The sequence below is a fragment of the Polaromonas sp. P1_F4 genome (genome assembly GCF_056405675.1).
In genome coordinates, this window is the sequence record NZ_JBFUBP010000002.1 from 267784 (window position 1) to 293599 (window position 25816).

Annotated in this window: 25 protein-coding genes and 2 tRNA genes; 9 read left to right on the forward strand and 18 right to left on the reverse strand. The window is 61.7% G+C overall.

The annotated features are described in order from the left end of the window. Positions 1–53: 53 nt before the first annotated feature. From pilB to AC1DYQ_RS06255, 3 genes are all read right to left on the reverse strand, one after another. Positions 54–1787: a type IV-A pilus assembly ATPase PilB gene (gene pilB / locus AC1DYQ_RS06245; protein ID WP_477686056.1), complete on the reverse strand. Its 1734-nt coding sequence runs from the start codon at positions 1785–1787 to the stop codon at positions 54–56. A gap of 135 nt (positions 1788–1922) precedes the next feature. After that, a tRNA-Pro gene (locus AC1DYQ_RS06250) sits at positions 1923–1999 on the reverse strand. 13 nt (positions 2000–2012) lie between these two features. Beyond that, positions 2013–2996, reverse strand: a complete 984-nt coding sequence (locus AC1DYQ_RS06255; RefSeq protein WP_477686057.1) for a polyprenyl synthetase family protein — start codon at positions 2994–2996, stop codon at positions 2013–2015. 194 nt (positions 2997–3190) lie between these two features. On the opposite strand from AC1DYQ_RS06255, the gene rplU reads away from it, so the two are divergent. From rplU to proB, 4 genes are all read left to right on the forward strand, one after another. Further along, entirely contained in the window at positions 3191–3502 is a 312-nt protein-coding gene (gene rplU / locus AC1DYQ_RS06260) for a 50S ribosomal protein L21 (protein WP_122955355.1), read from the forward strand. A gap of 27 nt (positions 3503–3529) precedes the next feature. Continuing rightward, positions 3530–3787, forward strand: coding sequence for a 50S ribosomal protein L27 (gene rpmA / locus AC1DYQ_RS06265; protein ID WP_122955354.1), 258 nt, complete (start codon positions 3530–3532; stop codon positions 3785–3787). 119 nt (positions 3788–3906) lie between these two features. Continuing rightward, on the forward strand, positions 3907–4983 hold the full coding sequence (gene cgtA / locus AC1DYQ_RS06270) for an Obg family GTPase CgtA (protein WP_457279680.1): 1077 nt from the start codon (positions 3907–3909) through the stop codon (positions 4981–4983). Between the two features lie 106 nt (positions 4984–5089). Further along, the gene (gene proB / locus AC1DYQ_RS06275) at positions 5090–6226 is read left to right on the forward strand and encodes a glutamate 5-kinase (RefSeq protein ID WP_457279681.1); all 1137 of its coding nucleotides are present in this window, start codon (positions 5090–5092) and stop codon (positions 6224–6226) included. 42 nt (positions 6227–6268) lie between these two features. Here the strand turns inward: proB and AC1DYQ_RS06280 are convergent, their stop codons facing one another. Both AC1DYQ_RS06280 and AC1DYQ_RS06285 read right to left on the reverse strand, forming a co-directional pair. After that, on the reverse strand, positions 6269–6775 hold the full coding sequence (locus tag AC1DYQ_RS06280) for a CNP1-like family protein (protein WP_477686058.1): 507 nt from the start codon (positions 6773–6775) through the stop codon (positions 6269–6271). Further along, the gene (locus tag AC1DYQ_RS06285) at positions 6772–7476 is read right to left on the reverse strand and encodes an RNA pyrophosphohydrolase (protein WP_477686059.1); all 705 of its coding nucleotides are present in this window, start codon (positions 7474–7476) and stop codon (positions 6772–6774) included. The genes AC1DYQ_RS06280 and AC1DYQ_RS06285 overlap by 4 nt, the downstream gene beginning before the upstream one ends. A 159-nt stretch (positions 7477–7635) precedes the next feature. Between AC1DYQ_RS06285 and AC1DYQ_RS06290 the strand changes: the two genes are divergently transcribed. Next, positions 7636–9378, forward strand: coding sequence for a proline--tRNA ligase (locus tag AC1DYQ_RS06290; RefSeq protein WP_477686060.1), 1743 nt, complete (start codon positions 7636–7638; stop codon positions 9376–9378). 7 nt (positions 9379–9385) lie between these two features. Next, positions 9386–10060, forward strand: a complete 675-nt coding sequence (locus AC1DYQ_RS06295) for a lytic transglycosylase domain-containing protein (protein ID WP_477686061.1) — start codon at positions 9386–9388, stop codon at positions 10058–10060. 525 nt (positions 10061–10585) lie between these two features. Here AC1DYQ_RS06295 and AC1DYQ_RS06300 read toward each other — a convergent pair. From AC1DYQ_RS06300 to AC1DYQ_RS06320, 5 genes are all read right to left on the reverse strand, one after another. Further along, positions 10586–11026 carry an NUDIX domain-containing protein gene (locus AC1DYQ_RS06300; RefSeq protein WP_477658581.1) on the reverse strand — a complete coding sequence of 147 codons (441 nt, stop codon included), beginning with the start codon at positions 11024–11026 and terminating at the stop codon, positions 10586–10588. Then, a complete protein-coding gene (locus AC1DYQ_RS06305) occupies positions 11023–11997 on the reverse strand; it encodes an ATP-binding protein (protein ID WP_477686062.1) in 975 nt (324 codons plus the stop codon). The genes AC1DYQ_RS06300 and AC1DYQ_RS06305 overlap by 4 nt, the downstream gene beginning before the upstream one ends. A 13-nt stretch (positions 11998–12010) precedes the next feature. After that, the gene (argJ, locus tag AC1DYQ_RS06310; RefSeq protein WP_477686063.1) at positions 12011–13252 is read right to left on the reverse strand and encodes a bifunctional glutamate N-acetyltransferase/amino-acid acetyltransferase ArgJ; all 1242 of its coding nucleotides are present in this window, start codon (positions 13250–13252) and stop codon (positions 12011–12013) included. Between the two features lie 58 nt (positions 13253–13310). Further along, positions 13311–16076 carry a preprotein translocase subunit SecA gene (secA, locus tag AC1DYQ_RS06315; RefSeq protein ID WP_477686064.1) on the reverse strand — a complete coding sequence of 922 codons (2766 nt, stop codon included), beginning with the start codon at positions 16074–16076 and terminating at the stop codon, positions 13311–13313. Positions 16077–16288: 212 nt separating this feature from the next. Further along, positions 16289–17269, reverse strand: a complete 981-nt coding sequence (locus AC1DYQ_RS06320) for a M23 family metallopeptidase (protein ID WP_477686065.1) — start codon at positions 17267–17269, stop codon at positions 16289–16291. Between the two features lie 53 nt (positions 17270–17322). Between AC1DYQ_RS06320 and AC1DYQ_RS06325 the strand changes: the two genes are divergently transcribed. Then, positions 17323–17640, forward strand: a complete 318-nt coding sequence (locus tag AC1DYQ_RS06325; RefSeq protein WP_457279691.1) for a hypothetical protein — start codon at positions 17323–17325, stop codon at positions 17638–17640. A 124-nt stretch (positions 17641–17764) separates the two neighbouring features. Here the strand turns inward: AC1DYQ_RS06325 and AC1DYQ_RS06330 are convergent. The 6 genes from AC1DYQ_RS06330 to petA form a co-directional block, all read right to left on the reverse strand. Then, positions 17765–17840, reverse strand: a tRNA-Thr gene (locus tag AC1DYQ_RS06330). An 11-nt stretch (positions 17841–17851) separates the two neighbouring features. After that, a complete protein-coding gene (locus AC1DYQ_RS06335; RefSeq protein ID WP_477669848.1) occupies positions 17852–18403 on the reverse strand; it encodes a ClpXP protease specificity-enhancing factor in 552 nt (183 codons plus the stop codon). Positions 18404–18544: 141 nt separating this feature from the next. Next, entirely contained in the window at positions 18545–19156 is a 612-nt protein-coding gene (locus AC1DYQ_RS06340) for a glutathione S-transferase N-terminal domain-containing protein (protein ID WP_007868077.1), read from the reverse strand. Between the two features lie 85 nt (positions 19157–19241). Further along, entirely contained in the window at positions 19242–19997 is a 756-nt protein-coding gene (locus AC1DYQ_RS06345) for a cytochrome c1 (RefSeq protein ID WP_457279693.1), read from the reverse strand. A 16-nt stretch (positions 19998–20013) separates the two neighbouring features. Further along, positions 20014–21555 (reverse strand): cytochrome b, encoded by a 1542-nt coding sequence (locus AC1DYQ_RS06350; protein ID WP_477686066.1) that lies wholly within the window; start codon positions 21553–21555, stop codon positions 20014–20016. A gap of 128 nt (positions 21556–21683) precedes the next feature. After that, positions 21684–22319, reverse strand: coding sequence for a ubiquinol-cytochrome c reductase iron-sulfur subunit (gene petA / locus AC1DYQ_RS06355; protein WP_457279695.1), 636 nt, complete (start codon positions 22317–22319; stop codon positions 21684–21686). A 293-nt stretch (positions 22320–22612) separates the two neighbouring features. On the opposite strand from petA, the gene mscL reads away from it, so the two are divergent. After that, on the forward strand, positions 22613–23038 hold the full coding sequence (mscL, locus tag AC1DYQ_RS06360; RefSeq protein ID WP_477686067.1) for a large conductance mechanosensitive channel protein MscL: 426 nt from the start codon (positions 22613–22615) through the stop codon (positions 23036–23038). Positions 23039–23205: 167 nt separating this feature from the next. On the opposite strand, the gene pdxA is transcribed toward mscL, so the two are convergent. Next, positions 23206–24246: a 4-hydroxythreonine-4-phosphate dehydrogenase PdxA gene (gene pdxA, locus AC1DYQ_RS06365; protein ID WP_477686068.1), complete on the reverse strand. Its 1041-nt coding sequence runs from the start codon at positions 24244–24246 to the stop codon at positions 23206–23208. Further along, positions 24243–24389 (reverse strand): hypothetical protein, encoded by a 147-nt coding sequence (locus AC1DYQ_RS06370; RefSeq protein WP_477686069.1) that lies wholly within the window; start codon positions 24387–24389, stop codon positions 24243–24245. Before AC1DYQ_RS06370 ends, pdxA begins: the two co-directional genes overlap by 4 nt. A gap of 68 nt (positions 24390–24457) precedes the next feature. On the opposite strand from AC1DYQ_RS06370, the gene AC1DYQ_RS06375 reads away from it, so the two are divergent. Next, positions 24458–25807 (forward strand): hypothetical protein, encoded by a 1350-nt coding sequence (locus AC1DYQ_RS06375; protein WP_477686070.1) that lies wholly within the window; start codon positions 24458–24460, stop codon positions 25805–25807. Positions 25808–25816 lie beyond the last annotated feature (9 nt).

Sequence of the window (25816 nt, forward strand, 5' to 3'; positions counted from 1 at the left end):
CAAGCCACCTTTCGCTACAGACGCCGATTGATCAAAACTTTACGCGCGTAAATTTAAACATTCGTGCAACCCAAAACCTCTTCCAGTGACGTCATTCCGAGTTTAACTTTTTGCAATCCGGATTGGCGCAGGCTTCTGACCCCTTCGAGTTCGGCCTGCGCAGCGATTTCCAAGGCGCTTCCGTCGCGAAGGACGATACGCTGGATTTCCTCGGAAATCGGCATCACCTGATAAATACCGACACGGCCCTTGTAACCATTTGTGCACATGGAGCAACCCACGGGCCGATACGGTGTCCACGAACCGTCGACGTCCTCCTCTTTAAAACCGGCCTCCAACAATGTCTCGCGGGGGATATCTGCAGGCGCCTTGCAGTTTGGGCAAAGCCGGCGGGCAAGGCGCTGGGCGGTGATCAGGATTACGCTGGAAGCGATATTAAAAGGCGCAATACCCATGTTGCGCATACGCGTCAACGTAGTGGGTGCATCATTGGTATGCAGCGTGGACATGACCATGTGCCCCGTCTGGGCAGCCTTGATGGCAATGTCGGCGGTTTCAAGATCCCGAATCTCACCGACCATGATGATGTCCGGATCCTGCCGCAAAAAGGCCTTGAGCGCGACTGAAAAAGTCATGCCGGCCTTGTCATTCATGCTGACCTGGTTGACGCCTGGCAAGGTAATTTCAGCCGGATCTTCCGCCGTAGCGATGTTGACACCTGGCTTGTTCAGGATATTCAGGCAGGTGTAAAGCGAGACGGTTTTACCGGAACCGGTAGGCCCTGTCACCAGCACCATGCCGTAGGGCCTCTGAATGGCGGCCATCAGACGCTCTTTTTCGATCGTCTCGTATCCCAGCGCATCGATGCCCAGCTTGGCGCTGCTCGGGTCCAGGATACGGATAACGATCTTTTCACCGTACATGGTCGGCAGAGTGCTCACCCGGAAGTCGATGACGCGATCGGGGCCGATCTTGAGCTTCATCTTGCCGTCCTGCGGCACACGCTTTTCAGAGATATCCAGCTTGGAGATGACCTTGATACGCGCGGCGAGCTTTTCCTTGATGGCTACCGGCGGTGATGCGATTTCACGCAATTCACCGTCCACCCGGAAGCGAACCCTGTAGGTGTGTTCAAACGGCTCGAAATGCAGGTCAGAGGCACGCATGCTGAAAGCGTCCAGCAGCATCTTCTGAAGGAACTTAACAACGGGCGCGTCCTCAACCTCGGAAACGCCAGCCTCGTCTTCGACTGCACCAGAATCCGCACTGGTTTCATCAAACTCAAAGTCGTCGCCGATGATGCTTTCCATCGCTTCGGAGGCGCTGGTGTTGGACACTTCCGACAGCTTGGACAACTTGTCGTATTCGGCGATGACCCAGTCAACCCCCATCTGGGTGGAAAACTTGATTTTTTCGGCCGCCTCCTGGTCAGAAGGATCTGCCGTTGCAACAATCAGCCGGTTATTGCGCTTGCTCAGCACAACGATGCGGTATGTTGCACAAATCTTGGAATCAAGCAGCCCCTTGGGCAGGCGCTGTATGTCTATGGCATCCAGGTCAAGCAAAGGCGCTGCAAAGGCGGTTGACATGGTGTGCGCAAGGTCAAACGCAGAAACCGCCCCGGAGCCTGTCAGTTCGGCAATAAAGCTGGTGCGGCCCGTTTGGGCTTTGCGAAAGATGTCTTCAGCGGCCTTTTGGCCCAGTTTCCCCGCAATCACCAAGGCCCGGCCTAGACCCGGCAGTGCCATCGATGGCGGTTGGTTGATAGCGGTGTCGACAGCGGCCATGGGTAATCTGAATGGGCTTAAATGGGTATCATCGCTTATAGATTACAAGGTGTAAATCGAAAACGCGCCAGAGGCCTGCCCGGCGTTGGAAGTATGCGAAGAAACGCACACATATGGCCAAGGCCAGGACATTTCTGGTCGGGGTGAGAGGATTCGAACCTCCGGCCTCTACGTCCCGAACGTAGCGCTCTACCAGGCTAAGCTACACCCCGATCCCGGCAACCGTCAGAAACGCCTTTCCAGCAATTGGGAGGCCAGCTGCATCAGGGCATTACTGTAAATGTTTTGGGGCAGGGCCTGCAAGGCATTCAGCGCGCGCTGTGCTTCTACAGCCGCAGCATCCCGGGTGGCCTGCAGCGCTCCGGTCTGTTGCACGATGGCGATGATCTGTGCCATCTGGTCCGTGCCACCCGTCTCAATTGCCTGCCGGATGGTCGTACGCTCAGCCTCGGTACCTCGCTGCATGGCGATGATCAGCGGAAGTGTCGCCTTGCCTTCGCGTAAATCGTCGCCCAGGTTCTTCCCCATTTCAGACACATCCCCGTCGTAGTCCAGCACGTCGTCGATCACCTGGAATGCGGTGCCCAGTGCCTGGCCGTAGTCTGCGCAGCTTTGCTCAATGGCTGGCGGCGACTGGGCCAGCAAGGCCGCCAGGCGGGCGCTGGCTTCGAATAGTTTGGCCGTCTTAGAGCGAATCACCCGGAGGTACCCCTCCTCCGACAGTGTCGCGTCGTGCATGTTCATAAGTTGCAGCACCTCGCCCTCGGCGATCACGTTGGTCGCTTCGGCAAGTGTCTGCATGACACGCATATCGCCGGCTTCGACCATCATCTGGAACGCCCGGGAATAGAGGAAGTCCCCCACCAGAACACTGGCAGGGTTGCCGAAGGCTTCGTTGGCGGTCGTGCGGCCCCGGCGCAAGGTGGATTCGTCCACCACGTCGTCATGCAGCAAAGTTGCCGTATGGATAAATTCCACCACGGCCGCGAGGTTGTGGCGTTGTTCACCCCGGTACCCCAGCACACCGCACAGCAGAAGCAGCAGGGCGGGACGAAGTCGCTTGCCGCCAGCTGCCACGATGTACTGCGACACCTGGCTGACCAATGGCACGTCGGATTTGAGCCGCCGCTCGATGACCGCGTCCATCCCACGCATGTCGTCGGCAATCAGGGCTAGGGCTGCGGCAGTGCTTGAAGAGTTGACGGACAAAGGGGATCCAGATGTTGAGAGATGGTAAGTTTGGGCAGATTATAGGAAGCCCCCTCTGTCTGGAGGCGCTGCCGCAACCTGCAACCACCGCCTGAAAGCCGTAAAACGGCACTTCTGGCCAATTTGGCACCTCCATGCTAGAATATTGGGCTCTGCGGAAATCCGTCTGCAGAACTCAAATTACGAGGTCTTACATGTACGCGGTCATAAAAACCGGTGGCAAACAATACAAGGTTGCTACTGGAGAAAAAATTAAAGTAGAACAGATTGCTGCGGACGTAGGCCAAGAGATCGTTATTGACCAGGTATTGGCTGTCGGCACCGGCAGCACAATCACGGTTGGTACGCCCTTGGTGTCCGGCGCCACTGTTACAGTCACTGTCCTTTCCCAGGGTAGGCACGACAAGGTTCGCATTTTCAAAATGCGCCGTCGCAAGCACTACCAAAAGCGTCAGGGCCACCGGCAAAACTACACGGAACTGCAAATCGGCGCCATCGCCGGTTAAGCAGGGACGTACCAGGAGTAACGAAAAATGGCACAGAAAAAAGGCGGCGGCTCTACGCGAAACGGGCGTGATTCACAGCCCAAAATGCTCGGCGTCAAGAAATTTGGCGGTGAAGTCATTAACGCAGGCAGCATCATTGTGCGCCAGCGCGGCACCAAGTTCCACCCAGGCGTCAATGTCGGCATCGGCAAAGACCACACGCTGTTCGCGCTGGTTGACGGCTCGGTCTCGTTTTCCGTCAAGGGTGCGCTGAACAAGCACACCGTGAATGTGACCCCGGCGTAAGCTGATCACTTCGATAAGTCACTTCGACTGAAACGAAGCCCCGACCTGTCGGGGCTTTTTTGTTTGTAAACTTGATCTCCGGCCCCTGACGCCCCCTGTTTTAACCGCAGCACTCCATCATGAAATTTGTTGACGAAGCCTTTATTGACATTGCCGCAGGCGATGGCGGGAGTGGCTGCGTCTCCTTCAGCCACGAAAAGTACAAGGAGTTCGGCGGCCCAAACGGCGGCGACGGCGGACGCGGCGGCCATGTGTACGCGGTGGCCGACATCAACCTGAACACCCTGGTCGACTTCCGGTTTTCACGCCGCCACGAGGCCCGTAACGGCCAGCACGGCATGGGTTCAGACATGTTCGGCGCCAAGGGCGACGACATCATCCTCAAGATGCCAGTCGGGACCATCCTGACCGACGGTGAAACCGGGGAAGTACTGTACGAACTGCTGGTCCCCGGCGAACAGGTGCTGATCGCCAAGGGCGGCGACGGCGGCTTCGGCAACCTGCGCTTCAAAAGCTCGACCAACCGCGCGCCACGCAGCAAGACACCCGGCTGGCCCGGCGAGCGCAAGAGCCTCAAGCTCGAACTCAAGGTACTGGCCGACGTCGGCTTGCTGGGCATGCCCAATGCCGGCAAGTCCACCTTCATTTCGGCCGTGTCGAACGCGCGCCCGCGCATTGCAGACTACCCGTTCACCACCCTGCATCCCAACCTCGGCGTGGTACGCGTGGGCCCGGAACAAAGCTTCGTGGTGGCAGATCTTCCCGGCCTGATCGAGGGTGCTTCGGAAGGCGCCGGCCTGGGCCACCTGTTCCTCCGGCACCTGCAGCGCACACGTCTGCTGTTGCATATTGTCGACATGGCGCCTTTCGATGAAGGCGTGGACCCGGTGGCGCAGGCAAAAGCCATTGTGGGTGAACTCAAAAAATACGACGAAGCCCTTTACGACAAACCACGCTGGCTCGTCCTCAACAAGCTCGACATGGTGGACAAGGACAAACGTGCCGCGCTGGTGAAGGACTTCGTCAAGCGCTTCAAGTTCAAAGGCCCCGTCTTCGAAATCTCGGCCCTGACGCGCGAGGGTTGCGAGCAGCTGGTCAAAACCATTTACCAGCACGTCAAGCAAGTCCAGAAAAGCGAGCAGCCGGTGGAAGAGGTTGATCCGCGATTTGCCGAACTGCCGCCGGAATCCCCGTAACGGCCTTTCCCCGCTGATTTCCGGGCAAACGCCGCCGGCATTTGCTATATAAACGATAGCTGCTTGCGCCCGCCCTGATTGGGCTAGAGCCCTAAAATACACTTAAATGCAAGAACAAACCGGCTCCTTGGTCCTGCGCAACGCCAAACGCATCGTGGTGAAGGTGGGCTCCAGCCTGGTCACCAACGAGGGGCGCGGGCTGGATTCCGTGGCCATCGGCCAGTGGTGCGAGCAGCTGGCAGCCCTTGTGAAGGACGGCCGGGAGGTCATCATGGTCAGCAGCGGCGCCATTGCCGAGGGCATGAAACGCCTGGGCTGGGCAACGCGGCCCAAGGCCATCCATGAGCTGCAGGCCGCCGCCGCCGTGGGCCAGATGGGGCTGGTACAGGTCTATGAGACCAAGCTGCGCGAAAACGGTATCGGCAGCGCCCAGGTCCTGCTGACGCACGCCGACCTGGCAGACCGCGAACGCTACCTCAATGCGCGCTCCACCCTGCTGGCGCTGTTGCAGCTTGGCGTGGTGCCGGTCATCAATGAAAACGACACCGTCGTCAACGACGAGATCAAGTTTGGCGACAACGACACATTGGGCGCACTGGTCGCCAACCTGGTGGAAGCCGACGCGCTGGTCATCCTCACAGACCAGCGCGGCCTCTACACCGCCGATCCGCGCAAGGACCCGGCTGCGCAGTTTGTGCATGAGGCCAAGGCCGGCGACGCAGCGCTGGAGACCATGGCGGGAGGCGCAGGTTCCAGCATCGGCAAGGGCGGCATGATCACCAAGATCCTGGCCGCCAAACGCGCCGCGGGCTCAGGCGCATCGACAGTTATCGCCTGGGGCCGCGAGCCGCAAGCCCTGGTCCGGCTGACCCGGGGCGAGCCCATCGGCACGCTGCTGGTGGCGCAAACCCAGAAGATGCAGGCACGCAAGCAATGGATGGCCGATCACCTGCAAATGCGGGGCTCAGTCACTGTGGACGCAGGCGCCGTGGGCAAGGTGCGCGATGAGGGCAAAAGCCTGCTGCCCATCGGCATGACGGCCGTTCAGGGGGAGTTTTCGCGCGGCGATGTCATCGCCATCAGGGACCCCGGAGGCGCCGAGATCGCGCGCGGCCTGGCCAATTATTCGAGCGCCGAAGCCCGCATGATCTGCCGCAAGGCATCGTCAGAGTTCGAGAAACTGCTGGGCTACACCGGCGAGCCTGAAATGGTTCACCGCACCAACCTGGTATTGACCCGCTAGGTTTGTCGGGCGCCACGCGGCGTCGCAGCCGCTCGCCCTCGCCTATTCCCGGGTCCTGAAATTCGGGTTCTTCAGCCGCGACACCATCAGGTCCACTGTTTGCACAGGTGCCGCGCTGTCGCAGGCTCCGGCCCTGGCCAAACGAAAAGCATGCTTGGACGGCATATTGCCGAACACCGACTTCCATTCGGGATTGCTGACGTTGGTCCATTTACCGTCCGAATAACGGGCATAGGTCTTGAATTCGCCGGTGCTGCAGCGAATGCCTTCGTACATCACATTGCGTGCGCCGCTGGAATTCGAGGCCACGATCACGTAGCGCACGACGCTGTCCTTGTTCGAAATCTGGATGGTCGCAGGGTCCACACCGTACACCAGCTGGGAATTGGGCGACACCTCAAACGTGACGAGTTTGGTGAGGTCGAAGGCCGGCGGCGCCGAGACGCTGTCCTCCTTCCACTCGGGGTCTTCCATCGGGGTCTGGGCCCACGACGTAAAGCTGATCCCCAGCAAAAGGGCGGCGGCCACAAGGGCGGGTTTGAGATTCATGGTTTGGTTGGTTGGCTGTTCGCATCCAGGCTGGTCTGCGGATCGGGTTCAAAAGTGGCGCCGGGCGGCAATTCAAAAGACGCTCCCAGCCGTGTCAGTGGTGCATGAAAGGGCTCGCCAGCGGGCGGAAAACCGCCCTCGCCGGCCTGGCCCGCGTGGTCACGCTGATGCAAGCCCCCGCGCAAATAACGGTTGCGGTGGTCGGGGCGTTGCTCGAAACGCATGTCCGTGCGCGGAACGAACCGCGACAGCTCGGTCAGGGCCATTTCGTACACGCCGCGCTTGAACTCGACCACCACGTCCAGCGGCACCCAGTAGTCGTTCCAGCGCCAGGCATCGAACTCCGGATGGTCTGTTGCGCGCAGGTTCAAGTCCCAGTCGTGGCCGACCAGTTGCAGCAGGAACCAGATTTGTTTCTGGCCTTTGTAATGTCCGCGCGCATCGCGGCGGATGAACCGGTCAGGCACCTCATAGCGCAACCAGTCTCGGGTTCGGGCCAGCACACTCACATGCTGCGGCAACAGCCCCACTTCTTCATGCAACTCGCGGTACATGGCCTGCTCGGGATTTTCGCCCCGGTCAATGCCACCCTGCGGAAACTGCCACGAGTGGGTACGGATACGTTTGCCCCAAAATACCTGACTTCTCTGGTTGAGCAAGATGATGCCGACGTTGGGCCTAAAGCCGTCCCGGTCAAGCATAATCAAACCTCAATTTTTTAAACTGAGTCCATTATGCACAGCGAAGGCCCCAGCGCCAAGCGCACGGCGGGCTGCAGCACCCCTTTCCCGTTCCTTTTCGTTCCTTTTTCGACTCTTTTTCATCCTTTTTTCCAACCCCGGAATCCCCGAAAACCGCCCATGAAAGCCTCCCAGTTCTTTATTTCCACCCTCAAGGAAGCGCCTGCCGACGCGGAAGTCGTCAGCCACCAGCTCATGATGCGGGCCGGCATGATCAAGAAACTGGGCGCCGGCGTGTACAACTACATGCCGATGGGCCTGCGCGTGATCCGCAAGGTCGAGGCGATCGTGCGCGAGGAAATGAACCGCGCCGGTGCGATTGAAATGACCATGCCGGTGATCCAGCCGGCCGAGCTCTGGCAGGAAACCGGCCGTTTTGAAAAAATGGGCCCCGAACTGCTGCGCATCAAGGACCGTCACGGCCGCGACTTTGTCGTCCAGCCGACCAGCGAGGAAGTCGTCACCGATGTGATGCGCCAGGACATCAAGAGCTACAAGCAGCTGCCCAAAAACCTGTACCAGATCCAGACCAAGTTCCGCGACGAACGCCGTCCGCGCTTCGGCCTGATGCGCGGACGCGAGTTCATCATGAAGGATGCCTACAGCTTTGACCGCGACCAGGCGAGCGCCAAGGCCAGCTACCAGGTCATGGCCGGGGCTTACCGCAAGATTTTTGACCGCTTCGGCCTGACCTACCGCGCCGTCGCGGCGGACAGCGGCGCCATTGGCGGCGACCTCAGCGAAGAGTTCCAGGTGATCGCCGCCACCGGCGAAGACGCCATCGTGTATTGCCCCGGCAGCGACTACGCGGCCAACATGGAAAAAGCCGAAGCGCTGGCGCCCCAGGGCGTGCGCAGGGCAGCCTCCCAGGCGCTGACCAAAACCGCCACGCCCGGCAAAGCCACCTGCGCCGACGTGGCCGAGCTGCTGGGCATCCCGCTCGCTTCCACCGTCAAGTCGCTGGTGCTGGCCACTGACCAGATGGATGAAACCGGCAAGATCGTCAAGACGCAGGTCTGGCTGCTGCTGCTGCGCGGCGACCACGACATGAACGAAGTCAAAGTTGGCAAGGTGCCGGGCCTGGCGGACTTCCGCTTTGCCACCCTGCCGGAGATTGAAGACCATTTCGGCTGCAAGCCCGGCTACCTCGGCCCGCTCAACCTGAAGAAGCCCGTCAAGCTGGTGGCGGACCGCGAAGTCGCGGCCATGGCCGACTGGGTGTGCGGCGCCAACGAAGTGGACTTTCACACCACCGGCGTCAACTGGGGCCGCGACCTGCCCGAGCCCGAACTGGTGGCCGACATCCGCAACGTGGTTGCGGGCGACCCTTCGCCCGACGGTAAGGGCGCGCTGGTGATCGAGCGCGGCATCGAGGTCGGCCACGTGTTCTACCTCGGCACCAAATACAGCCAGGCCATGAACGCCACCTTCCTCGGTGAAAACGGCAAGCCCCAATTCCTGGAAATGGGTTGCTACGGCATCGGCATCACGCGCCTGCCGGCCGCCGCCATTGAGCAGAACCACGACGAGCGCGGCATCATCTGGCCCGACGCGATTGCGCCCTTCACCGTGGTGCTGTGCCCCATCAGCCCCGACCGCTTTCCCGAAGTCGAAGCGGCCGCCAGCAAGCTCTACGCAGAGCTGCTCGCGGCCGGCGTGGACGTGATCCTGGACGACCGCGGCGAACGGCCCGGCGCCATGTTTGCCGACTGGGAACTGATTGGTGTGCCGCACCGCGTCACCATCGGCGACCGCGGCCTGAAAGACGGCCAGCTCGAATACCAGCACCGGCGCGATGCGGCTTCCAGCAAGATCGACGTTGCCGGCGCCTTTGATTTCCTCAAGGGAAAGCTGGCGCTTTGACGCTCCAATGGTTTCCGTGCGCTCACTGACCCTGTCCGCATCCGAAGCTGCCGCCCAGGCCAGGGCGCAGGGGATTTCCAGGCGAAGCTGCCTGCAGGCCCTGCCCATCGCCCTCAGCCCGCTGCTGCTGGCGCAGCAGGCGCATGCCGGTGCGCAGGTTGAAGAGCCGCTGATCGACTCGGTGCGGACCGCGCTGAGCTCTGCCATCGCCAACCAGGCGCCGCCCGTGCCCGAGTTCAAGGACACCGAAAGCCGGCTCGCCTACCTGCGCTGGCTGGGCGCCATGAGCGAGCGGCTGAAGAAGAAAAAACCCGAGTGGCAGATCCGCAAGGAGTTTTTGCAGACCGTCTGGTACGAAAGCCGCCGCGCCGGGCTGGACACCACACTGGTACTGGGCCTGATCCAGGTCGAGAGCAACTTCCGCAAGTTCGCCGTGAGCAACGTCGGCGCGCGCGGCTACATGCAGGTCATGCCTTTCTGGACGCGCGTGATCGGCGACGGCGACCCCTCCAAACTCTTTCACATGCAGACCAACCTGCGCTTTGGCTGCGTGATCCTGCGCCACTACCTGGACCGCGAACGCGGTGACCTCTTCATGGGCCTGGGCCGTTACAACGGTTCGCGGGGCAAGTCGCCTTACCCCAATGCCGTGATGGGTGCCAGCAAAGCCTGGGAGTTCTAGGCACACCCCCATCGGGGCTCACTGCGTGTAGCCTGCTCCCCCCTTGCAGGGGGCTGCGCCTGCGGCCTGGCAAAGCCAGTTCCGCGGTGCCATCGGTACACCCCCGTTCAGGCTCACTGCGTGTAGCCTGCTCCCCCCTTGCAGGGGGCTGCGCCTGCGGCCTGGCAAAGCCAGTTCCGCGGCCCCAGCTTGATACAGCATGGCGCTATCAATTCAATAGCTACTCGCGCTCGCCAATATTGGGCTGAGGCCCTATTTGATGCCTGAAAATCGGGTTTTGACGCTGTTTTTCGGCCGAGACAACAGATTTTGAAGGTGTTTTGGCGCCCAAAAAGGGCTTTTGAGCCTCTTTTTACCCATGAATAGTGCCTCTAGACCAATACTGGCGGGCGCAAGCAGCTATAAATTTAATAGCGGTCGGCTGCCTTGCCAGCAGGGGCCGCGGAACTGGCTCTGCCAGTCCGCAGGCGCCGCCCCCTGCAAGGGGGGAGCAGGCTACACGCAGTGAGCCTGAACGGGGGTGTTCTATTTTTCTGCGGCAAACCAGTCCAGCACGGGCACCGTGCCTGGCAGCACCGGCTGCACCGTGACCGGCAGGTTTTGCCAGGCAAACGACTGGCCTTCGTGCATGTGCAGCTCGCCGGTCCAGTCGAAGACCTTGCAGAAGTTGAGGCGCACCAAGGCGTGCGGGTAGTCGACCATTTCGACTTTCCAGGGCTGGGCGGCGCCTATGGTGACGCCGATTTCTTCCTGCAGTTCGCGTCGCAGGGCCTGCTCGACGGTTTCGCCGGCTTCGAGCTTGCCGCCGGGGAATTCCCAATAACCTTCGTAGACCTTGCCCGGTGGGCGCGAGGTCAGCAGGAAATCGCCGTTCGGGCGAATCAGCACGCCGACGGCCACGTCGACCACCTTGCGGTCCACACCGCCCTCGCGCGGGCGCTCGCCGTCGGCGACCAGCACGCTCATGTCGAATGGTCGGGAGCGTGGTCACCATCGGGCGACGCAGCAGCCACCGCCGCGCCCGGCCGCTCATACGCCGCGATGGGCGCAGCCGCCACGGGCCGGCTGGCGCTGTCGCGTCCGGCGTAGTCGCGGGCGAACTGGTAGGCCACGCGGCCGCTGCGCGAACCACGCTCCAGCGCCCAGACCAGTGATGCGGGCCTCGCGGCCGCGATCGCATCGGGGCCCACACCAAAAGACGACAGCCACTGCGCGACGATGGTCAGGTATTCGTCCTGGGTGAACGGGTAAAAACTGACCCAGAGGCCGAAGCGCTCCGACAGCGAAATCTTTTCCTCGACCACTTCACCGGGATGCACCTCGCCATCGTCGCCGTGGGTGTAGGTGAGGTTTTCCGTCATGTACTCGGGCAGCAGGTGGCGCCGGTTGCTGGTCGCGTAGATCAGCACATTGGGAGTGGCCGCTGCGACAGAGCCATCGAGGATGGACTTGAGCGCCTTGTAGCCGGGCTCGCCTTCCTCAAAACTCAGGTCGTCGCAAAAGACGATGAATTTTTCAGGCAGCCCGGACACCACGTCGATGATGTCCGGCAGGTCGGTCAGGTCGGCCTTGTCGACCTCGATCAGCCGCAGGCCGCGCGCCGCATATTCATTGAGGCAGGCTTTGATCAGCGAGGACTTGCCGGTGCCGCGGGCGCCGGTCAGCAGCACGTTGTTGGCGGGCTTGCCGCTGACGAACTGCTCGGTATTGCGCTGGATTTTTTCCTTCTGGTCCTCGATTTCCTTGAGGTCGCCCAGGCTCATGTTGCCGATGTGGCGCACCGGCTCCAGCGAGCCGTGGCCGGAGCTGCGTTTGCGGTAGCGGTAGGCAATTGAAGCGCTCCAGTCGGGTGCGCTCAAGGGCTGCGGCAGCACGGACTCAATCCGCGCCATCAGGGACTCGACGCGGGTGATCAGGCGTTCAAACTGCTCGTTCATGGGAGTGTGCTGATTAACTGCGGTAATCGGCGTTGATCTTGACGTAGTCGTAAGACAGGTCACAGGTCCAGACCGTGTCGGCTGCATTGCCGCGGCCCAGCACCACGCGCACGGTGATCTCGCTTTGTTTCATCACGCGCTGGCCGTCGGCCTCCACGTAGCCAGGGTGGCGGCCGCCGTTTTTGGCGACCAGCACATCGTCCAGGTACAAATCGATCTTCGTCTGGTCCAGGTCGTCGATGCCGGCGTAACCGACGGCCGCCAGGATGCGGCCGAGGTTGGGGTCGCTGGCGAAGAAGGCGGTTTTCACCAGCGGCGAATGCGCAATGGCGTAGGCGACCTTGCGGCACTCTTCGCCGGTCTTGCCGCCTTCGACCTGAATGGTCATGAACTTGGTCGCGCCTTCGCCGTCACGAACGATGGCTTGCGCCAGCTTGCGGGCAATGTCCAGCATGGCGGCGCGCAGGGCCTTGCCTTCCGCGCTATCCAGCGAGGTGATGGGCGGGTGTTTCGCCTTGTTGGTGGCCATCACGACGAACGAGTCGTTGGTTGAGGTGTCGCCGTCGACCGTCACGCGGTTGAATGACCCTTCAGCCAGTTCCGTAGCCAGTTGCGCCATGAGCGGCTGGGCAACGCAGGCATCCGTTGCCATGAAGCCCAGCATGGTGGCCATGTTGGGTCGGATCATGCCGGCGCCCTTGCTGATGCCGGTGATGGTGATGTCGGCGCCTGCAATCTTGACGCGCGCGGAGAAAGCCTTGGCAACGGTATCCGTCGTCATGATGGCTTCGGCGGCGTTGCCCCAGTTGTCGGCCCTGGCGGCTTCCAGCGCGGCCGGCAGGCCCGCCGCGATGCGGTCGTTGGGCAGCGGCTCCATGATGACGCCGGTGGAAAACGGCAGGATCTGCTCGGGCGCAATGTCCAGCAGGCGGGCCAGCGCAATGCAGCTGGCGTGCGCGCGGCTCAGGCCGTCGTCACCGGTGCCGGCGTTGGCATTGCCGGTGTTGATGAGCATGGCGCGTATGCCGGCTGTTTTGCCGTCATTTTTGGCCAGGTGCTCACGGCAGATCTGCACGGGCGCAGCACAAAAGCGGTTCTGCGTGAAGACGGCACCTACCGAGGCCCCCTCGTCGAGCAGCAGCACCGACAGGTCTTTGCGATTGGCCTTGCGGATACCCGCCTCGGTAATGCCCCAGCGCACGCCGGGTACAGGGTAAAGGTCCGCAGCGGGTGTGGCAACCAGATTGACGGGCATGTTCCAGGACTCCGGAAAATCAGGGTTAAGTCGGGCGGTGTTCAGCGCAGGGCGGTGCTCAGTTCAGGCGGCCGTGGCAGTTTTTGTACTTCTTGCCCGAGCCGCAAGGGCAAGGGTCGTTGCGGCCCACACGCGGCACTTCGTCGGCCGGTATGGACGACGCGCGGCGCTGCGATTCGCTGTCCAGCGTCGTTTCCACCTCACCGGTTTCAGTGGGGGCGGTGTAGGTGACGTTGGTGATGTTCTCAGCCCGGTTTTCCAGCTCCTCAGCGGCCTGCTCCAGCTGTTCGCCCGACTGGACCTTGACCGTCATCAGCACCTTGGTGACCTCGTTCTTCACGCTGTCCAGCAACTGGCCGAAGAGTTCAAAGGCTTCGCGCTTGTATTCCTGCTTGGGCTGCTTCTGTGCATAGCCGCGCAGGTGAATGCCCTGGCGCAGGTAGTCGAGGGCGCTCAGGTGCTCGCGCCAGTGGCTGTCGATGCTTTGCAGCAGGACGATGCGTTCGAACTGCGTGAAGTTTTCCTCGCCGATTTTTTCGACCTTGTCTGCGAATGCAGCGTTGGCCGCGGCAATGACTTTTTCCACGACTTCGTCGTCGGTGATGGCGGTCGCGGCTTCCAGCTCCTGGCGCAGGGGCAACTCGATCTGCCATTCGTCGCGCAGCACGTTCTCGAGCCCGGCGATATCCCACTGCTCTTCAACGCTTTCAACCGGCACATACTGCCGCGCCAGGTCTGTAAAACAGCCTTCGCGCAGGGAAGCGATTTGCGCCTGCAGGTTGGCCGCATCCATGATGTCGTTGCGCTGCTGGTAAATCACCTTGCGCTGGTCATTGGCCACGTCGTCATATTCCAGCAACTGCTTGCGGATGTCGAAGTTGCGCGCCTCGACCTTGCGCTGGGCCGACTCAATGCTGCGGGTCACAATGCCCGCCTCGATCGCCTCGCCGTCGGGCATCTTGAGCCGCTCCATGATGGCCTTGACGCGATCACCCGCGAAGATGCGCATCAGCGGATCGTCCAGGCTCAAATAAAAGCGCGATGAACCGGGGTCGCCCTGGCGGCCCGAACGGCCGCGCAGCTGGTTGTCGATACGGCGTGATTCATGACGTTCGGTCGCGATGATGCGCAAGCCGCCCAGGGAGGTAACCTGCTCGTGCTCTTCTTTCCAGACCGCGCGCAGACGGGTGATTTCCGCTTCCTGGGCCCCCACGTCAAGCGACTCGTCCGTTTCAACCGCTTCAATCAATTTTTCAACATTGCCGCCCAGCACGATGTCGGTTCCGCGGCCCGCCATGTTGGTGGCGATGGTGATCATTTTCGGCCGCCCGGCCTGGGCAATGATGTCGGCTTCGCGGGCATGCTGCTTGGCGTTGAGCACCTGGTGCGGCAGGTTCTCCTTGATCAATAACTGGTCGATGATTTCGGAGTTCTCAATGGACGTCGTGCCGACCAGCACGGGCTGGCCGCGCTCATAGCATTCACGGATGTCCTTGATCGCAGCTTCGTACTTCTCGCGGGTGGTCTTGTAGACGCGGTCCAGCTGGTCATCGCGGCGGCTGACGCGGTTGGGCGGGATGACCGTGGTTTCGAGGCCGTAGATTTCCTGGAACTCGTAGGCTTCGGTGTCGGCCGTTCCGGTCATGCCGGCCAGCTTGCTGTACAGGCGGAAATAGTTCTGGAAGGTGATGGAGGCCAGCGTCTGGTTCTCAGCCTGGATCTGCACGCCTTCCTTGGCCTCGACGGCCTGGTGCAGGCCGTCGCTCCAGCGGCGGCCCGACATCAGGCGGCCGGTGAATTCGTCAACGATCACGACCTCGCCGTCCTGCACCACATAGTGCTGGTCACGGTGGTACAGCAGGTTGGCGCGCAGCGCTGCATACAGGTGATGCATCAGCGAAATGTTGGCCGGGTCGTACAGCGTGGCGCCTTCGGGGATCAGGCTCAGGTTGAACAGCAGGCGCTCGGCGTTCTCATGGCCCTGCTCGGTCAGGAAGACCTGGTGGGTTTTCTCGTCGATGGTGTAGTCGCCGGGCTTGGTCACGCCTTCGCCGGTGCGCGGATCGGCTTCGCCTTCCTGGCGTGTCAGCAAGGGCACGACCTTGTTCATCGCCAGATACATCTCGGTGTGGTCTTCAGCCTGGCCGCTGATGATGAGCGGCGTGCGGGCTTCGTCGATCAGGATCGAATCGACCTCGTCGACGATGGCGTAGTTCAGGCCGCGTTGCACGCGGTCAGCCACCTCGTAGACCATGTTGTCGCGCAGGTAGTCGAAGCCGTATTCGTTGTTGGTGCCGTAGGTGATGTCGGAGCCGTAGGCTGCCTGCTTTTCCTCGCGCGACATGTTGGGCAGATTGATGCCGACGGTGAGGCCCAGGAAGTTGTAGAGCTTGCCCATCCAGCGCGCGTCACGGCTGGCCAGGTAGTCATTGACCGTCACCACATGCACGCCTTTTCCGGTCAGTGCGTTGAGGTAGACCGGCAGCGTGGCGGTGAGGGTCTTGCCCTCGCCGGTGCGCATCTCGGAAATCTTGCCGTTGTGCAGCGACATGCCGCCCAGCAGCTGCACATCAAAGTGACGCATCTTCATGACGCGTTTGCTGCCCTCCCGGACCACGGCAAAAGCTTCGGGAAGAATGGCATCGAGTTCTTCGCCTGCGGCCACCCGGTCTTTGAATTCCTGGGTTTTGGTGCGCAGCTGGTCGTCGCTCAGCTTCTCATACTCGAGTTCCAGCGCATTGATGCGTTCTACGGTTTTGCGGTAGGTTTTGAGCAGGCGGTCGTTGCGGCTGCCGAAAATTTTGGTCAGGATGTTGGAAGCCATAAATGCGAGGCCGCCTTTGACCGCTCCCGCGAGCTAGGCAATGCGGCCGAAATCCCTTTTTGTGTACGGAACCTAGGTGTGGGCGCCAACAGTTACTTCAACTGGGCCCAAACCCCTGATTTTAACTCTGCCAAGGGAGCCACATGGCCGGGCGCCGTAAAACCGCAGCGGCAAGCCAAAAGCCGCGCACGTGGCACGGCAGCGGCAAGCGCCTAGTGGGGGCGCGGCAGTTGGGGAGCCGGCACAGGCTGCCGCGGAGAAACCGCTGCCACCGTGGGTCCGGGCAGTTTTTGCCCTGCGGTCAGGAATTTTTGCGGGTCCTGGAAGACGCCCTGGACCAGCACCTCGAAATGCAGGTGCGGACCGGTGGAACGGCCCGTAGTGCCCACTTCTGCAATCTTCTGGCCGCGCTTGATCAGGTCGCCTTTTTTGACCAGCACGCGGGACGCATGGGCGTAGCGTGTGACGAGTTCGTTGCCGTGGTCGATTTCCACCATGTTGCCGTAAGCGGGGTGGTATTCCTGCGTGACGACCACACCGCCTGCGGCGGCAAGAATCGCGGTACCCGGCTCGGACGGGAAATCCAGGCCGGTGTGCAAGGCGGAGCGCCCGTTCATCGGGTCAATGCGCCAGCCGAAAGGTGAGCCCAGATTGCCACCGGCCACCGGTTCCTGGGTGGGAACCATCATTTTCTTGATCTTCTGGTCGAAGAGGCGCGACTCCATCACGGTCATGAGGTCCACGCGCTGGTCGGTCAGTTTGTCCAGGTCAGCCAGGGTGGCTTGCAGCTCTTCCATGGTCAGCGAAGGACCCGCCACCAGCACGCCGCCGCGGCCGGGCGTCACCTTGATGTCATTCGGGCTGACACCTGCCAGGCCCGACACCCGCTCGCCGAGTGCTTCGAGCTGCATCATCTTGGCCTGCATTTCGCCGACCCGCCTGGCCATGACATCGAGGTTTTCACGCATAAAGCGGTCACGCTGGTCGAATTCGTCCTTGACCATGAGCTTGACCAGCGAGCCGACGACCGGCCAGCCTTCCCGCGCGCCCTTGAGGAATACCCAGTGGTAGAGACCCGCAGCCACGAGCATGAGCGCCAGGGCGGCGACAAAGCCGGCCAGCACCAGTTTGGTACCGCTTAAATAAATGGCCCGGCTTTTCGCCAGCCACGCATCCGTGATAATCAAATGCACTTGTCTACCTCTTTTTTTTCAGCTTGCGCTTGCCAGGCTGCTATCTGCCCATCATGACCACTGACCGGCGCCTTCCCCAGGCGCTTTCCGTTTACCAGGCGGCCGGGAATTCACCTTCCCTGGCACGGCTGACGGAGCTCGTTCAGGAGTCCAGCGAAAGGCTCAAGGCCATTGAATCGCTGCTTCCTGAAGCCCTGCGGCCCGCCGTTCAGGCCGGACCGATTGACGGTGAAACCTGGTGCCTGCTGGTGAATGGCAATGCGGCTGCTGCAAAAATCCGGCAGTTGCTCCCCCTGATCCAGGCGCGCCTTCTCGGCAAAGGTTGGAAGGTTACATCAATTCGGCTTAAGATACTAATAGCCAAAAAGTAGTCGTCCAGACCGGCTCACAGAAGCCTCAATACGTCGTGGCCCGCATGTTGATCACATTGCCTGCTACCAATTTCGTAGCGTATGGTACCCATATGGCATGGGGAAGGCAACAGGAAAGGGAAAATGGTGCCGCTTGTCGGAATCGAACTGACGACCTACCGCTTACAAGGCGGTTGCTCTACCAACTGAGCTAAAGCGGCACAAAGCTATTTTACTTGACCCGTTTCAGTGAAGGCCGTGTGCGCGGCGACTTGGGCGGATCCGGCGGCTCGGAACCGTCATCGGCTTGCGAATCTGCGCTGCTTTCGGGCACCAGCTGCATGATCTTTTCCGGGCCTTCCGCCGGATTGTGCGGATGCGCAGCTGGCGCGGCAGCCACCGGCGGTGCGCCATGAGGGTCTTCGGCGCCCGCCTCAGCGCCGGAAACCGGACCGGCGGAAGCCGCAACCATGGGAAAAGCCATGCCTTGCCCGTTTTCACGGGCATAGATCGCGATCACGTGGCTGATGGGCACCATGATTTCCCGGGCACTGCCGGCAAACCGCGCCTTGAACTCGATGAAATCGTTGCCGAGCTTGAGTGACGAGGTCGCGTCAAAACTGATGTTGAGCACGATCTCGTTGTTCTTGACGTACTCGCGCGGCACCTGCACGGTGTCGTCCACCGACACGGCCACATAAGGCGTGAAGCCGTTGTCGGTGCACCACTCGTACAAGGCCCGTATCAAATAAGGGCGGGTCGACGTGGAGTCCAGGGCGTTCATGAATTCAGCCAAGTTGAAGCCACAACAACTTGTCGACACCTTCTTTGCCAGCCAGGGCCGCGGGACTGGCTTTGCCAGACCGCAGGCGCAGCGCCCCCTCGGGGGGCAGCGCAGTACGCGAAGCGACAAGCGTGGGGGTCATTACTTGCGCATCACTTTCTCAGACGGCGTCAGTGCTTCGATATAGGCGGGGCGCGAAAAAATGCGTTCCGCATACTTGAGCAGCGGTGCGGCATTTTTCGACAGGTCAATGTCGTAGTAGTCCAGGCGCCACAGCAGCGGGGCAATCGCCACGTCCAGCATGGAGAAGTTGTCGCCCAGCATGAACTTGTTTTTCAGGAAGATCGGCGCGAGCTGCGTCAGGCGGTCGCGGATGTGCGAACGGGCTTTTTCAAGCGCCTTTTCGTTGCCTTTGGAGGCGCGCGATTCCAGCGTGCTGACGTGGACGAACAGTTCTTTTTCGAAGTTCAGCAGGAAGAGGCGCACGCGCGCACGGTCAACCGGGTCGCCGGGCATGAGTTGCGGGTGCGGAAAGCGCTCGTCGATGTACTCGTTGATGATGTTCGATTCGTACAGAATCAGGTCGCGCTCGACCAGGATAGGTACCTGCCCGTATGGGTTCATCACATTGATGTCTTCGGGCTTGTTGTACAGGTCAACATCGCGAATCTCGAAATCCATGCCCTTTTCAAACAGCACAAAACGGCAGCGGTGCGAGAAGGGGCAGGTCGTGCCTGAATAAAGGACCATCATGGTGCGGAACTCCTAAATGCAAAGGAGTGGATACATTGAAAGCATCCACTCCAGAAGGTGCCGGGAGCTTAGCCCCGGCGAAAAATTACTTGACGTCTTTCCAGAACGCCGCATTCAGGCGCCAGGCAACAAAGGTCAAGCCGAGAAGGAAAATCAGCACCCAGACGCCGACACGAATACGGGTGTTCTGGGCCGGCTCGCCCATCCATTGCAGGTAACCCACGAGGTCACCCATCGCCTGGTCATACTGCAGCGGCGTCATGGTGCCGGGCGTGACCTGCTTCCAGCCCTTGAAGACCGACACCTTGTGGCCGTGCTCTTCCTTTTCGTCGAACACCGGCGCGCGCACACCCTGCAGTTCCCACAGCACATGCGGCATGGCCACACTGGGGAAAGCCAGGTTGTTCCAGCCTGTGGCTTTGGTTTCGTCGCGGTAGTAGGTACGCAGGTAGGTGTAAAGGTAATCAGCACCCGTGCCGCCGGCACCCGAGCGCGAACGCGCAATCACGGTCAGGTCGGGGGGATTGCCACCGAACCAGTCCTTCGCCTGCTTGGGATCAATCGCGGCCTTCATGGTGTCGCCGACCTTTTCGGTCGTGAACAACAAGTTGTCCTTGATTTGCTGCTCGGTCAGGCCGATGTCTTTCAGGCGGTTAAAACGCATGAAAGCAGCGGAGTGGCAGTTCAGGCAGTAATTGACGAACAGCTTGGCGCCGTTTTGCAGGGAGCCCAGGTCATTCGTATTGTTCGGCGCCTTGTCCCAGGCCATGCCGCCTTCGGAAGCGTGTGCACCGGCAACCAGGCCCAGGGCCGCGATCAGGGAAAAAATCAGTTTTTTCATTGTTGTTATCTCCTGCTTAGTGACCGTGGAAAATAATACGGTCAGGCGGCGTTTTGGGCGTACCCAGGCGGCTCCACCACGGCATCAAAAGGAAGAAACCAAAATAGAACAGGGTGCCGAGCTGGGACACGCGCTCACCGATGGCCGATGGCGGCTGAACGCCCAGGTAACCGAGCACCAGGAAATTCACGACAAAGATGCCGTAGAGGTATTTGTGCCAGTCAGGGCGGTAGCGGATCGACTTGACCGGGCTGTGGTCCAGCCATGGCAGGAAGAACAGGATGATGACCGCACCACCCATCACGACCACGCCCCAGAACTTGGCGTCGATACCCTTGATCATCATGCCCCAGAGTTCGCCCAGGAAAGGCACGCCGGCCAGCGGTTTGGCCAGCGCATCCAGGCCCTGCGCGATACCGGCGCCGGCGGAAGGAATGACCAGGCCGATCCAGTTGGCGATGGAAGGCAGCAGGCCCAGCAGCAAGGCCGCGCCAATGGCAATCACCAGCACCGCCGGCTTGAAGATGCCGGAGAGTTTGCGGGCGGCAAGCACTGCGGCGACGATCGCGATGATGCCCAGTGCACCGGCCATTTCACCGGTGATGGCGCGCAGCATCGAGTAGTAAGGCGTGAAGTACCAGACCGGTGCGATGTGCGCAGGCGTCTTCAGCGGGTCGGCCGGGATGAAGTTGTTGTACTCCAGGAAGTAGCCGCCGAACTCGGGCGCGAAAAAGATGATCGCCGTGAAGATCATCAGGAAGACGCTCACACCAAAGATGTCGTGCACCGTGTAATAAGGGTGGAAGGGAATGCCGTCGAGCGGGTGACCTGCGGCGTCCTTCGGTGCATTCGGACCCTTGATTTCAACGCCGTCAGGGTTGTTGGAGCCGACTTCATGCAGTGCGATGATGTGCGCGGCCACCAGGCCCAGCAGCACCAGCGGCACGGCGATGACGTGGAAAGCAAAGAAGCGGTTCAGCGTCGCGTCGCCGACCACATAGTCGCCGCGGATCAGCAGCGCGAGGTCAGGGCCGATGAAAGGGATGGCGGCAAACAGGTTGACGATCACCTGGGCGCCCCAGTAGCTCATCTGGCCCCATGGCAGCAGGTAGCCCATGAAGGCCTCGGCCATCAGGCACAGGAAAATCGCGCAGCCGAAGATCCAGACCAGCTCGCGCGGCTTGCGGTAGCTGCCGTAGAGCAGGCCGCGGAACATGTGCAGGTAGACCACCACGAAGAAGGCGGAAGCACCGGTGGAGTGCATGTAGCGGATCAGCCAGCCCCAGGGCACGTCGCGCATGATGTATTCGACAGAGCCGAAGGCCAGCGCGGCATCGGGCTTGTAATTCATCGTGAGGAAGATGCCGGTGACGATCTGGATGACCAGCACCAGCATGGCCAGCGAGCCGAAGATGTACCAGAAGTTGAAGTTCTTCGGTGCGTAGTACTCGCTCATGTGCTCTTTGTAGAGCTTGCTGGCGGGAAACCGGTTGTCGACCCAGTTCATCGCCTTGACGGCGAGCGGGGCATCGGGGGAAATTTCTTTGAATTCAGCCATAACTGATCCTGGTTCGGTGGGATTCTTTGGCAAGCACCTGGTACGCGGCAGAAAGGTCGGCGGGTATCAGGTGCTGGCTACAGGGTCTTGTGAAGGAGCTTGGTTAACGCGGGTTAAGGCAAGCGCCTTCAGGCCTTCTTGTCTTCACCAATCAGCAGACGGGTGTCCGAGAGGTACATGTGCGGCGGCACTTCCAGGTTGTCCGGCGCAGGCTTGTTCTTGTACACGCGGCCGGCCATGTCGAAGGTCGAGCCATGGCAGGGGCACAGGAAACCGCCGGCCCAGTCGTTGGGCAGCGAAGGCTGCGCGCCAGGCTGGAACTTGTCGGAAGGCGAGCAGCCCAGGTGCGAGCAGATGCCCACCACCACCAGCGTTTCGGGCTTGATGGAGCGGTTTTCGTTGCGGGCGTATTCAGGGGTCAGTTCGTCGGGCTTGCGCTCGGATTTGGGGTCGGCCAGGAGGGCATCGACCTTGGGCAGCTCGGCGAGCTGCTCGGGCGTGCGTTTGATGATCCAGACGGGCTTGCCGCGCCATTCCACCGTGATCTTTTCGCCGGGCTTCACACCGGAGATATCGACCTCGACGGCCGCACCGGCAGCCTTGGCTTTTTCGGAGGGCTGGAAAGTGCTGACAAAGGGGATTGCGGTGGCTGCAACGCCTGCGCCGCCTACAGCGCAGGTGGCCACGAGCCAGTTTCTTTTATCTTTATCGACGGGGGCGCCGTGGGGCACACCGTTCGCGCTTGCTTCGCTTGCTTGGGTCATGAGAGTCCTTCAAGAACTGGCTTGAAATAGGCTTGGTGGGAGGCTTAGTGGGGTCAACCCGCAATTGTAGCGGAGCGCGATGTCGTTTTTCAAGGCAGAGGGCCCGGCCCGGGCGGTGGCGGCCCGCATGGCTGGGCTGGAAGTGCCTGTTTTTAAGGCAGCCGGCCGCCTTCGCATACTTTGTTGCAAGCCGACCCTTCCGCGCCGCCCGAAAACACGCACAGCCTTCATAATCATTTTTTTCGCAGAACACCGGCACGGCCGGCAACCGCTGCCAATAACAGGAGAGACTCATGGGAATGATGCAGGAATTCAAGGAATTTGCCGTCAAGGGCAATGTGATCGATCTGGCCGTGGGCGTGATCATCGGGGCCGCTTTCGGCAAGATCGTCGACGCCGTGGTGAGCGACCTGATCATGCCGGTGGTGGGCCTGGTCTTCGGCAAGCTGGACTTTTCCAGCATGTACGTGTTGCTGGGCACCGTGCCGCCGGGCACCGACATGTCGCTTGAAGCCCTTAAAAAGGCGGGCGTCCCGGTGTTTGCCTACGGCCACTTCCTGACGGTGAGCGTCAACTTCGTCATCCTGGCCTTCATCATTTTCCTGATGGTCAAGCAGATCAACCGACTCAAACGTCACCACGAAGCCGCACCATCGCCCGCCGCGCCGCCTGAAGACATCATGCTGCTGCGCGAAATCCGAGACAGTCTAAAAAAGTAACCCCCCTGTGGCTCGCTCACTTCGTGTAGCGGACCTCTCCCTACAGGGGACGGCGCCTGCGGACTGGCAAAGCCAGATCCGCGGCCCCTGCTTGCGAAGACGGGGAAGGTGCTATTGATTTTATAGCTGCTTGCGCTCATCCCTATTGGGCTGCAGCCCAATTTACCTTAAATCCGGGAAAGGGCCAGCTGGCGCGCCATGCGGACGGCTGCCAACAGGCTGGACGCATCGGCCACGCCGCGCCCGGCGATGTCAAACGCCGTGCCGTGGTCGGGGCTCGTGCGCACCAGCGGCAGCCCCAGCGTCACATTCACGCCCTGCTCCACGCCCAGGTACTTGACCGGGATCAGCCCCTGGTCGTGGTACATCGCCACCACCACGTCAAATTCGCCGGGCTTGCCGGCGGCATGGCGGGCGCGCATGAACACCGTGTCGGGTGCGAAGGGACCGCTCACATCCAGGCCTTCTGCGCGAGCGGCAGCGATAGCCGGCGCGATGATGGACTGCTCTTCGCTGCCGAACAGCCCCCCTTCGCCGGCGTGCGGATTCAGCCCCGCCACCGCGATGCGCGGCGCCCGGCCCAGGCTGGTAGCCACTGCACGATGGGTGATGCGCAAAGTCTGCAGCACGTTGTCAAAGGTGACGGCCTCAATGGCGCGCCGCAGTGACATGTGAATGCTCACCAACACGGTCTTGAGTTCATCGTTGGCCAGCATCATGCGCACCGGCACGTCCGCCGCCGATTTACCCAGAAAAGCGGCCGCCTCGGCCTGAAGCATTTCGGTGTGGCCCGGAAAAGCGGCCGCCCAGCCGCCGGCCGCCGCCAGTGCTTCCTTGTGGATGGGCGCCGTCACCATGGCGCAAGCCTCACCGGCCAGCACGCTGCGGGCCGCCCAGACGATGCAGTCGGCCGCAGCCTGGCCGGCCCGGCCATTGACCTGGCCGTAAGGCACGGCCTCCAACTCGCATTTTTGCAACACCCCGATGCAATGGGGCGGCACGCCCGCCGCATCGGCCAGGGTGTCCAGCCGGGCCACCGGCAGCGCCAGCGGGGACGCTGTCAACGCGGCAGCGCGGCGCATCGTGGCGACATCACCCACCACGGCGCAGCCCGCCATGTCAACGGGCGCGTCGCGAAAAGCCCTGGCGATGATCTCCGGGCCGATGCCGGCGGCGTCACCCATGGTGATGAGCAGCGGCTTGTTCACAAGCCGGGCGCCGCCGCGGTGAATTGCGGCCGCAGGGTGCATTTGGTTACAGGAAACCCCATAATCACAAAGAAACAGGTCAACACACCGGCGGCACAGCGCGGCGCCGGATCAATGAATTCAGGGGGGTCGGTCAGATGCATGCTGGGGGTATTTTGGCGCAAACCACATCGCAGCGGCAGGCAACCAGCGCGCAGGACATCAGCCTGCCATGAATGCTGCCATGCCCGTCCTGATGTCCGACGGTGAAATGATGCTGTGGAGTGCTGCGGCCGGCGCACTTGGCCTGGTGCTGCTGCTGGCCCTGGCCGATGCCCTTTACAGCCGCACCCGCGCTGCCTGGCAGACCCTGGCTTACCTCGTGCTTTGCTGGCTGGTGGTGATGCTGCTGTGCGGCCTGCCCATGGAGCTCTGGCCGGACGGCAAGGAGTCGCTGGGCATTGCGCAACTCCTTGTCGGGCCGGCTTGCGCGTCGATGGGCAGCTTCGGCGCCAGCAAATGGCTGTCGGCCCACCAGCGCGACCACCTGATGAAGGTCAGCCTGTTAACCATCACCCTGGTCTGCATCGCCGGCGGGCCGCTCTGCCTGCTGCTGGAGCCGCAGTGGGCCCTGCCCGCCTCGGCAACGCTCGCCGTCGTCAATCTTTCCGTGGTGCTGTGGCTGTCGGTGCGCGCCACGCAACTCGGTGACCGGATGGCCTGGGGCCTGGCGCTGGGCTGCCTGCTGACGCTGCCCGCGCAGATCGGCCTGTACGGCCTGGCGCTGAGCCCCACCCGGTTTTCACTGCCGCTGCAGGCCGGCGTGGCCATGGCAGCCTTGCTCAGTGTGGTCATCACGGCCGCCATGCTGTGGCTGCGCAACCGGCAGACCCGGCAGCTGAAGCACGGCGAAGCGTCGGGGCATGACCCGATCACCCAGCTCTATGACGGCGTGGCGATGGTGCAGAAAATCATCCGTGCGCAGCGCCGGCGTCTGCGCACGCGGCGCGACGGCGCGTTGATGGCCGTGCTGCTGTTCGAGCCCGAAGGCCTGCTGCCCCAGATCGGCCAGGCCGGCCTGAACGAAATCTACATCCAGATGGCGCGCCGCATTCAGCGCCACACCGGCGCTGTCAACCCGGCCGGCCGCTACTACGACCGCTGCTTTGTGGTGCTGCTGGAAACCATGCATTCGCCGCGCTGGATACGCACAATGGGCCTGCGCGTGGCCTCCGACCTGCGCCGGCCGATGGACGTGACGGCCCTGGGCGGGGGGCGTGCCCGGATCAAGCCGGACATTGCCGTTGGCATCGTTCATCTGTCGATCGCCGGCAAGGACGTCGCCCAGCTGCTGCACGAAGCGCAGTCTGTGGCGCAGGCTGCCCGCGCCATGCGCTCCCGCGCCGCGCTGCTGGATCCGGAAACCCGCACCGCCGTGCCGGTGGAGCATGCCGAGCTGGGCTCCAGCTGGCACGCGCTGCGAAACGCCGCGCCGCAAACCCCGCTGCGGGCCAAACCCGCCAGCCCTAACGCCAGCCCCAACGCCAGCCGAACCGGGCGGCAGCGCCACAAGCCGGCCTGATTCCCGCAA

What these genes read in the sequence shown, in the direction of transcription:
- rpmA (WP_122955354.1), top strand. Translation starts at nt 3,530, where the DNA reads ATGGCACAGAAAAAAGGCGGCGGCTCTACGCGAAACGGGCGTGATTCA.
- AC1DYQ_RS06350 (WP_477686066.1), bottom strand. Translation starts at nt 21,555, where the DNA reads ATGGCTGAATTCAAAGAAATTTCCCCCGATGCCCCGCTCGCCGTCAAG.
- mscL (WP_477686067.1), top strand. Translation starts at nt 22,613, where the DNA reads ATGGGAATGATGCAGGAATTCAAGGAATTTGCCGTCAAGGGCAATGTG.
- proB (WP_457279681.1), top strand. Translation starts at nt 5,090, where the DNA reads ATGCAAGAACAAACCGGCTCCTTGGTCCTGCGCAACGCCAAACGCATC.
- AC1DYQ_RS06375 (WP_477686070.1), top strand. Translation starts at nt 24,458, where the DNA reads ATGAATGCTGCCATGCCCGTCCTGATGTCCGACGGTGAAATGATGCTG.
- rplU (WP_122955355.1), top strand. Translation starts at nt 3,191, where the DNA reads ATGTACGCGGTCATAAAAACCGGTGGCAAACAATACAAGGTTGCTACT.
- secA (WP_477686064.1), bottom strand. Translation starts at nt 16,076, where the DNA reads ATGGCTTCCAACATCCTGACCAAAATTTTCGGCAGCCGCAACGACCGC.
- AC1DYQ_RS06305 (WP_477686062.1), bottom strand. Translation starts at nt 11,997, where the DNA reads ATGAACGAGCAGTTTGAACGCCTGATCACCCGCGTCGAGTCCCTGATG.
- AC1DYQ_RS06345 (WP_457279693.1), bottom strand. Translation starts at nt 19,997, where the DNA reads ATGAAAAAACTGATTTTTTCCCTGATCGCGGCCCTGGGCCTGGTTGCC.
- AC1DYQ_RS06295 (WP_477686061.1), top strand. Translation starts at nt 9,386, where the DNA reads ATGGTTTCCGTGCGCTCACTGACCCTGTCCGCATCCGAAGCTGCCGCC.
- AC1DYQ_RS06370 (WP_477686069.1), bottom strand. Translation starts at nt 24,389, where the DNA reads ATGCATCTGACCGACCCCCCTGAATTCATTGATCCGGCGCCGCGCTGT.
- AC1DYQ_RS06290 (WP_477686060.1), top strand. Translation starts at nt 7,636, where the DNA reads ATGAAAGCCTCCCAGTTCTTTATTTCCACCCTCAAGGAAGCGCCTGCC.
- argJ (WP_477686063.1), bottom strand. Translation starts at nt 13,252, where the DNA reads ATGCCCGTCAATCTGGTTGCCACACCCGCTGCGGACCTTTACCCTGTA.
- pilB (WP_477686056.1), bottom strand. Translation starts at nt 1,787, where the DNA reads ATGGCCGCTGTCGACACCGCTATCAACCAACCGCCATCGATGGCACTG.
- AC1DYQ_RS06280 (WP_477686058.1), bottom strand. Translation starts at nt 6,775, where the DNA reads ATGAATCTCAAACCCGCCCTTGTGGCCGCCGCCCTTTTGCTGGGGATC.
- cgtA (WP_457279680.1), top strand. Translation starts at nt 3,907, where the DNA reads ATGAAATTTGTTGACGAAGCCTTTATTGACATTGCCGCAGGCGATGGC.
- petA (WP_457279695.1), bottom strand. Translation starts at nt 22,319, where the DNA reads ATGACCCAAGCAAGCGAAGCAAGCGCGAACGGTGTGCCCCACGGCGCC.
- AC1DYQ_RS06300 (WP_477658581.1), bottom strand. Translation starts at nt 11,026, where the DNA reads ATGAGCGTGCTGGTCGCCGACGGCGAGCGCCCGCGCGAGGGCGGTGTG.
- AC1DYQ_RS06340 (WP_007868077.1), bottom strand. Translation starts at nt 19,156, where the DNA reads ATGATGGTCCTTTATTCAGGCACGACCTGCCCCTTCTCGCACCGCTGC.
- AC1DYQ_RS06325 (WP_457279691.1), top strand. Translation starts at nt 17,323, where the DNA reads ATGACCACTGACCGGCGCCTTCCCCAGGCGCTTTCCGTTTACCAGGCG.
- AC1DYQ_RS06335 (WP_477669848.1), bottom strand. Translation starts at nt 18,403, where the DNA reads ATGAACGCCCTGGACTCCACGTCGACCCGCCCTTATTTGATACGGGCC.
- AC1DYQ_RS06285 (WP_477686059.1), bottom strand. Translation starts at nt 7,476, where the DNA reads ATGCTTGACCGGGACGGCTTTAGGCCCAACGTCGGCATCATCTTGCTC.